This is a genomic window from Thermodesulfobium acidiphilum (assembly GCF_003057965.1).
In the GTDB taxonomy this organism is placed as follows: domain Bacteria; phylum Thermodesulfobiota; class Thermodesulfobiia; order Thermodesulfobiales; family Thermodesulfobiaceae; genus Thermodesulfobium; species Thermodesulfobium acidiphilum.
This window is the reverse complement of sequence record NZ_CP020921.1, coordinates 775,562-788,907: the sequence shown is the minus strand read 5'-3', so window position 1 is coordinate 788,907 and position 13,346 is coordinate 775,562. Positions and strand designations below refer to the sequence as shown.

Below are 13,346 nucleotides of genomic sequence, written 5' to 3'. Positions count from 1 at the left end.
ATTCTAATATTCTTTTAACACTTTCACAAATAACAAAATACATATATTTTAAATAAAATTTTTTATACCATACAATTTTTTGTATTATAAATGTTTTTTAAAAAATTTGCAAATTTGATATATTTAAAAAAGATCATATAATTAAAGTATGGAAAATTATATAACTTTAGAACAGCTTTCAAAGGAGACCAATATTGCGGAATCTACGATTAGAAGATATATAAATAAATTCGAATCTCTTTTTGACATTAATAACGAAAAAAGATCTAAAAGATATAACAAAAGTTGCATCCCACAATTAATTAAAATTAACGAAATGTATAAAAAGGGATTTACTACAGAAGAGATAAAAAAATCTCTTAATATTGACGTTAAGAATAAAACTAATTTAGTTAACAAAAATAAAATAACTAATGCCCAATTAGAAAGTTTTATATGTGAAAAAAAGTGTAATACAGAAGAAAGTTTAAAAAATTTACTTTTAAAACAGATTTTACTTCTCGAAGAAATAAAAGATAACATAAAAGTTTTAGAAGATATTGATTCTCTAAAAGGAGAAGTTAGCAAAAAAGAAGTTGAAATCGCAAATTTAAAAAGAGAAAATTTTGAGCTAAAAGAATATTTGAACAGGTTAGAAGAAAAAATCAATTCTTATGAAAAAGAATTAAACAAACTAAAAAAGGAGTCAGACAATACTTTGATGGAACTTTTTAACAATTTAAAATTAGAACAAAATAAAGAGGGGCAAAAATCCTGGTGGAAAAAACTTTTTCCTAAGTAAGATTGAAATTATTTCAAAACTAAAGGAGGCAAAAAATTGAAATTACTTAGATTTAAACACAACAACGAAATAAAATTCGGAATTATGGAAAGAAATGAAATAGTAACTTTGGAAGAAAATTTTTTAAACTCTGTTAAAAAAACTTCGATTAGATTAAGTCTTAATGAAGTTGAACTTCTTTCTCCCGTTTTACCTTCAAAGTTTGTATGTGTAGGCTTAAACTATATGGATCATGCAAATGAAATGAAAGAACCTCTTCCTTCAGAACCTGTCTTATTTTTAAAGCCATCTACATCAGTTAATCATCCCGAATATCCAATTTTTTATCCTAAACAAACAAAAGAACTTCATTACGAGGCAGAATTAGTTGTGGTAATTGGAAAACCTGCAAAAGATGTTAAGATCGAAGAAGCAAACAACTATATATTAGGATATACTTGCGGTAATGATGTTACTGCAAGAGACCTGCAGAGAAAGGATGTTCAATGGACAAGGTCAAAATCCTTTGACTCATTTGCTCCAATTGGTCCTTGGATTGAAACAGAAATTGATCCCAATTCGTTATACATAAAATTGATTCTAAATAATGAAATAAAACAAAGATCTAATACCTCAAATTTAATATTCAAACCAAATTTTTTAGTTAGCTTTATTAGTTCGGTTATGACGCTACTGCCTGGAGACGTAATTATGACCGGAACACCTTCTGGAGTAGGTCCGATGAAAGCTGGTGACGAGGTGAGCGTTGTAATTGAAAACATTGGAACACTCACTAATAAAGTAGTTTAAATTATTTTTATGATAGGAGGACTAAGAGTGCTTAAGAAAACCTTGTTAATTTTATTTTCGATTTTATTTGTTTTTGCAAGCACTTCTTTTGCATCTGTTCAAAGTGATCTTGCAAAAGAATACTTTTTATTGGGTGAAAAATATTTAAGTGAGTCAAATTTTGATAAAGCAAAAATGTTTTTCCGGCAAGCAATAGACACGGATCAAACTTATGTTCAAGCATATGATGAATTAGCAAAGTGTTACATTGGTACCAATCAACTTTCTACTGCCATTGATATTGCCTCAAAAGCCCTAAGCATAGATCCAAACTTTACTGATGCAATGCTTACCAAAGGAATAGCATTAAGGAGATTGGGAAGAAATAGTGATGCTATAATTATTTTGTCTGATGCTATTCAAAAAGATCCATCAAATGCTAATATTTATTACAATTTAGGATTAGTTTATTCTAATCAGCATGATGATCTTCAGGCAATTAAAAATTATACAAAAGCAGTTAGTCTTAATCCTAACTTTTCGGATGCAAGGTATCAGCTTGGCCTTTCATATTTAGCCACAGATGACTTGTATAATTCATACCTTCAATTCAGAGCCCTAAAGGACTTGAATTCCTCTCTTGCAAATTCTCTTTTCGATAAAATATATACCATAAAAAACTTAGCAAGTTTGTATCCAGTCAACGTAATTAATGATCAGAGCGTTGAACAACTTCTAAAAAATGCAAATACTGCATTTGAAAAGAAAAATTACGACCGGGCTATAACTTTATATGAAAACGTTTTAATTAAAGCCCCTGACAATTTATTAGCGTCAACAAGACTTGGAGAGATCTTTTGGAAAAGATCAGATAACGGTTTAATCTTTCAAGCATATAAAAATGCAATAAGGCTTGATCCTGATAATGCAAATTATCACTACTATGTGGGAGTTGCTCTAGCAAAGCTTGGAGAAAAACATTTTGCAATGATAGAAGAAAGGATACTAAAGAGTCTAAATCCAGATCTTGCAAACAAACTATTTATAGAGATTTATAAGTATAACTATTAATATAGTACACTATAATAAATATGCCTCTAAAAAATAAAATTAAGGGTATAATTTTTGACTTTGATGGAACGCTCGTGAACACGCTCGAGGACATTGCAACAAGTGCAAATCAAGCCCTTTTAGAAAATAATTTAGATCCATATCCAATAGAAAGTTATAAAGATTTTGTTGGCGAGGGTTCGGAAGTTTTAATAGAACGGATCATCCCTAAAAAGCTATATTCAGAAGAGTTAAAGTCAAAATTACTTAAAGCCTACAGCGAAATCTATATGAAAAATTGGTCAAAAAACAGCAAGCCATATGAAGGAATATATGAAGTTTTAGGTTATTTAAAAGAAAAAAACTATAGGGTTGCAATACTCTCAAACAAGCCAGATTCTTTCACAAAAGAGATGGCAGATTTCTTTTTTCCTAATTTTCCCTTTCTAAAAGTTTTGGGAGCAAGGCCACAAATACCAAAAAAACCACATCCAAAAGCAATTTACGAGATAATTTCACTTTCAAATTTGGAGAAAGAAAATTGGTCAATGGTTGGTGATACCTTTATAGACATATGTACAGCTAAAAATGCGGAAATTTTACCAATCGGCGTTCTTTGGGGATTCAGACCAGATGAAATTCTAAAAGAAAAAAATGTCTTAAATATTAATCAGCCAAAAGACATAATCTCTATCTTAAACAATGATTAATAATAGAAAAATTAATCTAACAAAATTAGTTGAAACCATTTCACAAACACAAACTTTATTTTTCTCAAATACTTTGCTATACGAACACTGTTTAAGGGTTAGCTTCATCGCAAATTTAATATCTAAAGAAATGAACTTAGAAAAGCAAGATAGAATAAACCTGAATCATGCTTGTTTAATGCACGACATAGGAGCATATACTCAAGAAAGATCTTTGCTACTTGAAATTAACAAAAGGAAAGACATAAATATTCGAAGGCATGCATATGCTGGTTATGAATTGCTACGTGATATACCTTTTTTCGAAACCTTCGCACCTATCATAAAAGATCATCACAATGAAAATACGCAAAACCTACTTTCAAAAATTATTTACTTTGCTGATGAAATTGAAGTTTTATTTAGAAATAACAAGTTTACTACTACAAAGGAGCTCAGTCTAAAAACCTATTCCCTTTTTAAAGATAAAAAATCATTTAAAGATGTGTTTGATGCATTTAATAAAATATCAAAAAACGATGTCTTTTTAATTCTGATGAACAATATTGATGAATTAAAGAAGGAAAACTCCTTATTAGTTGGTGATAGATTTGAAATATTGAATAATGAACAATTATTAAGCATGGTAAAAGCTATTGCGAAAAACTTCATCGATGCAAAGAGTGAATTTACAAAATCTCACTCAATCGATGTAACATATACTGCTGTTTCAATTGCTAAAACAATGGGATTTACTCCAGCGGATTGCCAAAAATTAGAAACCGCTGGCTTTTTGCACGATATTGGAAAAATTTTTATCCCGCTTGATATTCTAGAAAAACCTGATAAATTAACAGGAAGTGAATGGCTAACCATGAAATCGCACGCTTATTATACATATTCATTTTTAAACTCTCTGGGATTAGATAAAGAAATTGTAGATATAGCATCTTTTCATCACGAATGTTTAGATGGCAGCGGTTATCCATTTGGTTTGGAGGGGAATGATCTTAGTAAACTACAAAGAATTATGGCAGTTGCAGACGTCTATGCTGCACTTAGACAGCAAAGACCATATAGAACAGATAGAATAAAGCATGAAGAAGCCATTGAAATATTGGAAAAAATGGCAAAAATTGGAAAGATAGATATGGAGATTGTAAAGAGTATACCCTATAATTTGCTTATGCTCTGGGAATATTAAATATACTTGAAGCACCTTACTTTATGATTTTTCTCTACTTCTATAATCTCAGGAAAATTTTCTCTACACTTATCAACTTTTAATTTACATCTTTCCAAAAATGGACACAATCCTGGTTTCGCGCTTTCAAGATTACTTGATGATTCAAAAGTTTCCAATTCTATATCCTTAGTTTTATCAGAATACAAAGATGGAGCTGATTCTATCAAGAGCCTTGTGTAGGGATGCAAGGGATTTCTAAATAACATATCAGTTAAAGCCTCTTCCATCATGACACCTTTGTAGAGAACTATTGATTTGTTACACAGATATTCAACAATAGAGAGATCGTGAGATATTATCATCATTGTAAGATCGCTTTTAGTATATATATCTTCAAATAACTTCAAAATTTGAGCCTTTACAGAGAGATCCAGTGAAGAAACAGGCTCATCGGCAACTAAGAACTTTGGTTTAAGAATTAAAGATCTAGCTATTGCTATTCTTTGCCTTTGGCCACCGCTAAATTGATACGGAAACTTTACAAGATCCTCGATTCTTAATTCAACCTTATCGATTATTTCATTAATTATCTCTCTCCTTTTAATTCTTTCAACACCATTGAGAATAAGTGGTTCCTGGAGTATATCTAAAACCTTCATCCTAGGGTTAAAAGACGAATAAGGATCTTGAAATATGAAAGCAGTGTTTTTTTGAAACTTCCTAAAATCTCTTTTATTTAATTTAAAAATATCATTGTTATAGTAGTAAAGAGTACCACTTGATGGTTTTTCTAACCCTACAAAAATTTTTCCAAGTGTACTCTTGCCCGATCCGGTTTCTCCAACTACCCCTAAAATATCCCTATCATGAATATTAATATTTATATTGGTTAAAACATTTGATCTATCATTCTTAATTCCAAAAAAACTTTTTCTAAAAAAATTTTTATAAATATTTTTTGCTTGGAATAACATCACTTGAATGCAGCCTTATTAAAACAGGCTACAAATCTATCGTTGTCTACAGGTTCTAAAGATATAGGTTCGTTACATCTTTTTGTTGCAAAGTCGCATCTGGGCAAAAAAGGGCATGTATCATTAGGAAATTCATCTAAAGATAAGATGCTGCCTTTGATTCCCTTTACAATTTCCAATTTGTTATTAATTCTTCTTGGCATAGAAGATAGAAGGCCAAATGTATAAGGATGCAAAGGATTTCTTAACACGTCCTTTGTTTTGCCGCTTTCTACTATTCTTCCACAATACATTACTACTACCCTATCTGTATTTTCCCAAATAACTCCTAAATCATGGGAGATAAGTATAAGAGAAAAATTCAATCTCTTCTTAAAGGCCTTTATCAAATCTAAAATATCTTTCTGCACCGTTACGTCCAGAGCAGTTGTTGGCTCATCGGCTATAACAACCTTAGGATTACAAGAAATTGCAATGGCAATCATTACTCTTTGTCTAATACCACCACTAAGCATAAATGGATATTTACTTAAAACCAATTCAGGTTGATCAATTTTTACATCCTTCAAAAGATTTAAAGCAACTTCAACTGCCTTGGACCTTTTATAAATTCCATGCGCTAAAAGTATTTCAGTTATTTGTTCTTTTACAGTCAAGAGCGGATGAAGAGAGCTCATTGGATCCTGAAAAATTATTGAAATATCTCTCCCTCTAATTTCCCTAACTTGATTTTCGCTGAGTTTCAAAATATTTTTATCATTAAAAAGTATAGAACCTGAAAATAATTTTGAATTTTTTGGCATTAATTTTAAAATCGAATTTGCAAGAATTGTTTTACCAGAACCTGATTCTCCTACAACACCTAAAAATTCATTTTGATTAAGACTAAAATTTACATTATTTAAAACTTTTGACCATCTTTTTTTCTTTTCAGAATAAATTCCTAAAGACAAATTTTTTATCTCCAGTAATGACATTAATAAATTCTAATTACCACTTATTGTTGTGAATAATTGACTTATCTAATTCACCATGAGGTTTTTTCTTCTCTGCAGGATAACCCAATGAAGCAATTGCAAATGGAATTAAATTATCAGGAATATTAAATATTTTTCTCAAACCGTTCATCCTCTCTTCTACAGGGTAAATGCCAACCCAGCAAGATCCTATACCAAGCGCTGTTGCCGCAATAAGAATGTTTTCCATTGCCGCTGAACAATTTAGAGGCCATCTGCCAGGATATTTTTCAAGAGATGGATCTGCAACTACAACTATTGCAACATTAGCTTTAAGAAGCATATGAGCATATTGATGATAGTTAATAACTTCTTTTAGTAAATTCTTATCCTTCACTACTATATAGTGACAAACATTACTCCCACCTGCTGAAGGGGCAGACATTGCCGCTCTTAAAATAGTTTCTATATCTTCTTGAGGAATTTCTTTATCTGTATACATCCTTATACTTCTTCTGTTAAACAACGCTTCTATAGCATCCATATAATTACCTCCATAATAAAAGTTTTATCAACATTTTAAAAGATTTTCAGCAATAATTAGAATATCAACAGGCCAAAATACTTGAGGCCTAGGATATGCAACCTTTGGCAAACCTTTTACAGACCTACTTGAAAGAATTTTATCTTTAAAATATATAGGAATATTTTCTAACCCATATAAAGCACCAAACAAAGAACCTACTAAAGCACAATTTTTGGAAGTGTCTCCTCCTCTTATTGATGTTTTTATGATTGATTCCTCAAAGGTATTTGAGTTTAATACTTCATAGAACAAATTTTGAATGCAAACTAAAACGTTTTCAGAGTTTTTATTGTGATCTGAATGAACTCGTATTTTCGCATCAATCAAAGCATTCTTTACATTATCAGAAAAATCACTTTCACTTACAAATCTAACAATATATTTATATAAATCTTCTTTTGATAGTTTTCTTTTTAAAGCTAACCTTATGCTATATAAAAATATTTTTGCACACTCTAAACAAAGAGAATTTGGATTAGTTATCTTACAATCAGTTTCCACGATATCAAAAGCCTCTTCGAACGAAAAATTTAAAGTAAATATTGCTATAGGAATAACTCTTAACAAAAAAGAATTCGAAATATCATCAATAGATTCAGAAACATAGTTTTTTGGAATATGAGACAAAGAATTAAGGACGCTAAAAGCGCTTGACTCTGAAAAACTAACTTCTACTGGTTCAGAATTATACCAATATAAATAAGATTCTATAACTTTTTTAGGCTCATACAGGCAATATTTTGATAAAACTCTTGACAAAATAATAACAATTTCAGAATTTACAGGTTCTAACATTTGATTTTCAATAGTAAAGTCAATAATTTTTTCGTTACTATTAGAATATCCAAACGAATCGCCAATCACCAAACCAATCAGGGTACCTTGAACCTTAGAAAGCAATTCTTTATCCTTAACACTCCTGCCAAGCTTAGGAACTTCTGTCTGATTAAGATTAAGAATATTTTCAAGCAGTGGCCTATAGAGTACACTCTTCCAATTCTTGCCAATAAAATCTCTTATTACTTCATACTTCCCTCCAAAACACACCTGGCCGCATCCGCTATAACCTTGCTTTGAGTATACGATTTCTTTACCCATTTCGTCGTAAAGATTTAACCCATTTCCAATTAAAAGAGCATGAGATGCAGCATATGAAAATGTTGTTGGACTTGAACAATCAATTGCAAAAACCCCTTCACCCACTGAGCATAGAGCTAATCTATAAGAAAAAGATGGAACACATTTATATTTAAAAGGATAACAAAGAATTGAATTAGTCCTACTATTTTTATCAGCTTCATATGAGGTAAGAATGACATTAGATTTAAGATTACAATTCGTTTTCTGTTCATTTCTATACACACAATCTAAACCCTTTGTCCAATAAAATAAATCATCAAAATTAAATGAGTTAACCACTCCCAAAACCAATTCTTTATTGGACAAAAGCGCAATTGAAACGCATGCACCCCTGTAACCTTTTATAAATGGTTCTAAACCAGAAAGAGCTGAAACTATCCAATATATATTGTTTTCATGGGCTGATTGTGATACTATTCCCATAGATTCACAGTGAAATCCATATTCTGGAAATTTTTTCTTTAAAGATAAGTAAATTTTCTCTTCAATATCCTCAACTTTGTTCAAAGCTAATTTTGGATTTTCTATAAATAATTTATCGAAGTATGATCCAACATCTTTAGCTAAAGATAAAGCTATATTTAATTCATTATAAAATAAAACCTCTTGCACTATTCACCCCTTTTCTAATAGTAAATTATTTCAATCTAGATTTTGCTCCTAATTTATAAAGAATGTTTGCCATTATACAAAAACCTGTCAAAGCAAATATTATCAAATTAATTCCTACTAAAAAAGTTAATATAAACCAGTAAGGATTCAAAAAAAGTCCTAAGAAAAGACTAACCAATACAAATATACCTGCTACAAGAAATATAATCCTTTCAAGATACCAGTTCTGTGTAGGAGCTCTATACATAATATTATCACCTCTTAAAAATCTTTTTTATGTCAAACTTTATTTTTCCTTCTTTAATCTTAATTTCAGTATCCTTGTAGATAAAGTAAAGAATAGGAAGCAATGTCCAGGAAAAAATCGTAACTGCTACTTCTCCTGCCATTAACGATATAGCCATTCCTTGAAATATAGGATCAAAGAGTATTACGCTTGAACCAACTACCACCGCAGCTGCAGTTAAAAACATCGGTCTAAACCTAACCAGACAACCCTCAATTATTGACTCTTTCAAAGGAACTCCTTCATTTAATTTCATCTCTATAAAATCCACTAAAATAATCGAATTTCTAACTACTATACCAGCACCTGCAATGAATCCTATCATTGAAGTAGCAGTAAAAAATGCGTTCAAAAGTGCATGTGCAGGCAAAATACCTATCAAAGAAAGAGGTATAGGAGCCATAATAATAAGAGGAGTAATATACGACTTAAACCAACCGACTATCATTACATAAATTATAATTAAGACCACCGCAAAGGCTATTCCAAGGTCTCTAAATACTTCATAAGTTATCTGCCATTCACCATCCCACTTTACTGAATAATTTAAGCCAAGTGGAGGCTCGTGTGTAAAATAAAGCTTAAGAGGATTATTGCCTGGCACTTTTATCTCAGAAATAGGTTTATTCATTCTCAAAATTGCATATATAGGACTTTCTTCTCTTCCAGCTACATCACCAATAACATAAACAACTCGTCTAAGATTTTTTCTGTATATGGGTTGATCTTCACTAGTTTTCTCTAGTGTCACCAATTCAGCAAGCGAAACCATATGATTTGTTGCTGAAGGAAGCGAAATACTTTGTAAACCATCAAGGCTTGCCCTATTTTTCAAAGGAGCCTGAACCCAAATCTCTACAGGCTCTCTACTGTGATCGGTATGCAAAAGTCCTGCATCGCTTCCGTGAAGTGCCATCTGAAGACTTTGTGCGATAGCATAAGTTGAAATACCATTATACATAGCCTTTTCTTTATCAACCTTAAAAATATATTTTGTTTGTTCCTCATTTTGCAACCAATCAACGTCCACAACATCACGCGTTTTTTTGAAAATATCTTCGATCTTAGAAGCAATCTTTAATTGTTCGTTAAAACTAGGGCCATAAACTTCTGCAACAAGGGTACTTAATACAGGAGGTCCAGGAGGCACTTCAACAATTTTTATTCTCGCATTATAAGCACTGGCAATTTGATCGATAGGTTTCCTAATTCTTTTTGCAATATCGTGACTTTGGGCACTTCTCTCATCCTTAGGTACCAAATTTATTTGAATATCAGCTACATCATCGCCCTTTCTAAGAAAATAGTGTCTTACAAGTCCATTAAAGGTTATTGGGGAAGCTGTCCCAGAATATATTTGATAATTTTCAACTTCAGGAACAGTTCTAATATATTCAGCTATTTTTTCAGCAAGAGCATTTGTAGTTTCAAGAGTAGTACCCTTTGGAGTGTCTATTAAAACCTGAATTTCACTTTTGTTATCAAATGGCAACATTTTTACCATAACTATTTTTAAGGGCAAAAGTGCCACAGCAGCTAAAAGACATACAATAGTAAAAATTATAAATGTAGTTCTTTTTTTACCACTTTCTAACATTAATGTAAGATTTTTCCTGTATATTTTATTAAAAGATGATATTATCCTATTTTCTTTCTCTTTTTGTGTTCTTTTAACGTTTTTCAAAACAATATAGCTAAGCCATGGACTAATTATAAATGCAATAAGCAGTGAAATTATCATGGCAGCAGAAGCGCCAATAGGAATCGGTTTCATATATGGACCCATCATACCAGAAACAAATGCCATGGGTAAAAGTGCTGCTATTACCGTAAAAGTAGCAAGAATTGTAGGATTACCTACTTCATTAACTGCCTGAAGAGCAACAAGTACAGAAACCTCTTTCTCTCTAAAGTGTCTGTGTATGTTTTCTACAACAACAATAGCATCATCTACTAAAATACCTATAGAAAATATCAAAGCAAATAGAGTAACCCTGTTTAAAGTAAAACCAAATAAATAAGTTGCCAAAAGAGTGAGAGCTAAAGTAACAGGAATTGCTACAGCAACAACTAAGGCCTCTCTAATTCCAAGACTTAAACCTATAAGGACTGTAACTGAAACTGCAGCAAGCAGCATATGCTCTAACAACTCATTTGATTTCTCGTTGGCTGTATTTCCGTAATTTCTAGTCGTAGTTACAACAACGCCATTTGGTATAACATTACCTTTTAATCTAGAAATATCGTTTAATAATCTCCCTGCTAGCTCAGTAGCATTTGTACCTTTCTTTTTTGCAATCGTTATAGTAACTGCAGGGTAAATACTAGATTTTTCTATACCAGGTATATCTTTTTTCCAGGATGGACCAAAACCCATAAATACATAATTTTTTGCTTCCTGAGGACCATCAGTAATAGTAGCAACATCACTAAGTTTAACAGGTCTGCCATCAAAAACCCCAACAATCACGTTTCCTACATCATTTGCATCTTTAAGAAAAGTTCCGGTTTCAACTAAATATTCGTAGTTATTTAAAGGAAAAGATCCTGAAGAAAGTGAAACGTTAGCAGAACTTATCATTTGAGAAATTTGCATAGGTGATATATGGTAGGATTTTAGCTTTATTGGGTCAATATCAACCCTTACCTCTCTTTTTGGACCACCTATTATGTGCGTTTCTGCCACATCAGAATCTTTTTTCAGATAGTCACAAGTTTCCAAAGCGATTTTTCTAAGTTCATAGCTATCATACTCATTACTCCATAAAGTTAGAGCCAAAACCGGAACATCATCAATAGATTTCGGCTTTACAATAGGCATTGAAACTCCGGGAGGAATTAAATCAAGATGAGAAAAGAGTTTTGTGTAAAGGTTTGTAATACTCTTTTCCATATCTTCTCCAACTTTATATCTAACCGTTACCATGCTTAACCCTGGCTTAGAAACAGAATATATATACTCTACACCCTTAATTTCCCATAAAAATTTTTCCATAGGCTTTGTTACCCTTTCCTCAACTTCTTTTGCTGAGGCTCCAGGATATTGAACAAAAACGTCAATCATAGGGACAACTATTTGCGGATCCTCTTCTCTGGGAGTAACAATTACAGCAAAAACGCCTAAAATTAAAGCTGTTATAACTATCAAAGGAGTAAGCTTAGATCTTATAAAAAGTTGTGCAATTTTACCAGCTAAACCAAACTTCATAATTTTTCCCCTAACTTCCTTTTACAATCGCACCGTCAAAAGCATTTTCAGTGCCTTCAACAATTATTTTTTCTCCGTTTGAAAGTCCTGATAATACTTCTACCGTATTTTTGTATTTTTCACCTAGCTTAACCATTCTATAGCTTACCAACCCTTTGTCATCCACAACATACACACCAATTAACCCACCCTTTCTCACAATAGCTGTTTCCGGGATAGCAATTGCTCTTTTTGTACCTATATTAAAATATGCCTTCCCATACATTCCACTTTTAAAATCACCCGAGCCAAGATCAATTTTTACCACAAAGGACCTAGACATTGGATCTACTGAAGGAACAATTTCTGATATCTTTCCCTCGATTTCAGGCATAGAATCAATTTTTACTTTTACAATTGAACCAACTTTTAAATCTTGAGAGTATTTGGAATCAACGTTAGCATCTAATTCAAAACTAGAAGTGTTCTCTACATTAAGTAAAGGCATACCAGGCATTGCAGTAGTACCAACATCAACCTTTTTGGATGATACAACCCCAGAAATAGGTGAAGTTACGGTATAAAAACTTCTTACAACTCTTGCCTCATCTAAAGCTGCCTTTGCCCTTTCATAATTAGTTTGAGCTAATTCTTTTTGTGTGGTAATTTGATCCATCTCTTGTTGGCTCAAAGCCTTCTCATCATATAGTGCCTTATATCTCATATAGGTAGCATTACTTAATGATAAATTTAGTTTCGCAGCATCAAGATTTTTTTCTGCCTGTCTTACTCTTTCAGATGCATCCTGATCATAGATTGTCAAAAGCACCTGTCCTTCCGAAACCCTATCTCCATCTTTAACGTTAACAGAAGTAATAGTTCCCATTACTTTACTGGTAATAACACTTATTACTTTAGCCTTTACAGTACCTGTAGCCTCTAAATACTTCGGCAAGTCAACTTCATTTACCGTTTGAAGCTTTACGCCCTCTATAGTTTTATTTTCCATTTTCTCTGGACGATTTGAAGAACATCCTGAAACAAGAAAAACAGCAAACAATAATATCAAGAAAAATATGAAATAAAAACGGAATAATTTCAAATCTTTAAACATCTTATATCCTCCCTTTA

12 protein-coding genes are annotated in these 13,346 nt (G+C 31.8%); 5 read left to right on the top strand and 7 right to left on the bottom strand.

Annotation, left to right across the window (positions count from 1 at the left end):
* Positions 1–148: 148 nt before the first annotated feature.
* Genes TDSAC_RS04100 through TDSAC_RS04080 form a run of 5 tightly spaced genes read left to right on the top strand, consistent with a single transcriptional unit; the run spans position 149 to position 4,492 of the window.
* Complete coding sequence (locus TDSAC_RS04100; RefSeq protein ID WP_108309006.1) at positions 149–781, top strand: MerR family transcriptional regulator; 633 nt, start codon at positions 149–151, stop codon at positions 779–781.
* A 36-nt stretch (positions 782–817) separates the two neighbouring features.
* The gene (locus TDSAC_RS04095) at positions 818–1,570 is read left to right on the top strand and encodes a fumarylacetoacetate hydrolase family protein (RefSeq protein WP_108309005.1); all 753 of its coding nucleotides are present in this window, start codon (positions 818–820) and stop codon (positions 1,568–1,570) included.
* Between the two features lie 27 nt (positions 1,571–1,597).
* Positions 1,598–2,620, top strand: coding sequence for a tetratricopeptide repeat protein (locus TDSAC_RS04090; protein ID WP_199919911.1), 1,023 nt, complete (start codon positions 1,598–1,600; stop codon positions 2,618–2,620).
* A 20-nt stretch (positions 2,621–2,640) separates the two neighbouring features.
* On the top strand, positions 2,641–3,309 hold the full coding sequence (locus TDSAC_RS04085; protein ID WP_108309003.1) for an HAD family hydrolase: 669 nt from the start codon (positions 2,641–2,643) through the stop codon (positions 3,307–3,309).
* Positions 3,302–4,492: an HD domain-containing phosphohydrolase gene (locus TDSAC_RS04080; protein ID WP_108309002.1), complete on the top strand. Its 1,191-nt coding sequence runs from the start codon at positions 3,302–3,304 to the stop codon at positions 4,490–4,492. Before TDSAC_RS04085 ends, TDSAC_RS04080 begins: the two co-directional genes overlap by 8 nt.
* Here TDSAC_RS04080 and TDSAC_RS04075 read toward each other — a convergent pair.
* The 7 genes from TDSAC_RS04075 to TDSAC_RS04045 are packed head-to-tail and all read right to left on the bottom strand — an operon-like array spanning position 4,489 to position 13,329.
* On the bottom strand, positions 4,489–5,448 hold the full coding sequence (locus TDSAC_RS04075; protein ID WP_108309001.1) for an ABC transporter ATP-binding protein: 960 nt from the start codon (positions 5,446–5,448) through the stop codon (positions 4,489–4,491). The two genes, TDSAC_RS04080 and TDSAC_RS04075, sit on opposite strands and share 4 nt — an antisense overlap.
* A complete protein-coding gene (locus tag TDSAC_RS04070) occupies positions 5,448–6,401 on the bottom strand; it encodes an ABC transporter ATP-binding protein (protein ID WP_199919910.1) in 954 nt (317 codons plus the stop codon). The genes TDSAC_RS04075 and TDSAC_RS04070 overlap by 1 nt, the downstream gene beginning before the upstream one ends.
* Before the next feature lie 37 nt (positions 6,402–6,438).
* The gene (locus tag TDSAC_RS04065; RefSeq protein ID WP_108308999.1) at positions 6,439–6,948 is read right to left on the bottom strand and encodes a nitroreductase family protein; all 510 of its coding nucleotides are present in this window, start codon (positions 6,946–6,948) and stop codon (positions 6,439–6,441) included.
* A gap of 27 nt (positions 6,949–6,975) precedes the next feature.
* Positions 6,976–8,742, bottom strand: coding sequence for an inositol monophosphatase family protein (locus tag TDSAC_RS04060; RefSeq protein WP_108308998.1), 1,767 nt, complete (start codon positions 8,740–8,742; stop codon positions 6,976–6,978).
* A 25-nt stretch (positions 8,743–8,767) separates the two neighbouring features.
* On the bottom strand, positions 8,768–8,989 hold the full coding sequence (locus tag TDSAC_RS04055) for a YgaP family membrane protein (RefSeq protein ID WP_108308997.1): 222 nt from the start codon (positions 8,987–8,989) through the stop codon (positions 8,768–8,770).
* 7 nt (positions 8,990–8,996) lie between these two features.
* Positions 8,997–12,236, bottom strand: coding sequence for an efflux RND transporter permease subunit (locus TDSAC_RS04050; RefSeq protein ID WP_108308996.1), 3,240 nt, complete (start codon positions 12,234–12,236; stop codon positions 8,997–8,999).
* A gap of 10 nt (positions 12,237–12,246) precedes the next feature.
* Entirely contained in the window at positions 12,247–13,329 is a 1,083-nt protein-coding gene (locus TDSAC_RS04045; protein WP_108308995.1) for an efflux RND transporter periplasmic adaptor subunit, read from the bottom strand.
* Positions 13,330–13,346 lie beyond the last annotated feature (17 nt).

Excerpts from the sequence above, each read along its gene's own strand:
- TDSAC_RS04100 (WP_108309006.1), top strand. The coding sequence starts at position 149 with ATGGAAAATTATATAACTTTAGAACAGCTTTCAAAGGAGACCAATATT.
- TDSAC_RS04085 (WP_108309003.1), top strand. The coding sequence starts at position 2,641 with ATGCCTCTAAAAAATAAAATTAAGGGTATAATTTTTGACTTTGATGGA.
- TDSAC_RS04080 (WP_108309002.1), top strand. The coding sequence starts at position 3,302 with ATGATTAATAATAGAAAAATTAATCTAACAAAATTAGTTGAAACCATT.
- TDSAC_RS04075 (WP_108309001.1), bottom strand. The coding sequence starts at position 5,448 with ATGTTATTCCAAGCAAAAAATATTTATAAAAATTTTTTTAGAAAAAGT.
- TDSAC_RS04065 (WP_108308999.1), bottom strand. The coding sequence starts at position 6,948 with ATGGATGCTATAGAAGCGTTGTTTAACAGAAGAAGTATAAGGATGTAT.
- TDSAC_RS04055 (WP_108308997.1), bottom strand. The coding sequence starts at position 8,989 with ATGTATAGAGCTCCTACACAGAACTGGTATCTTGAAAGGATTATATTT.
- TDSAC_RS04050 (WP_108308996.1), bottom strand. The coding sequence starts at position 12,236 with ATGAAGTTTGGTTTAGCTGGTAAAATTGCACAACTTTTTATAAGATCT.
- TDSAC_RS04045 (WP_108308995.1), bottom strand. The coding sequence starts at position 13,329 with ATGTTTAAAGATTTGAAATTATTCCGTTTTTATTTCATATTTTTCTTG.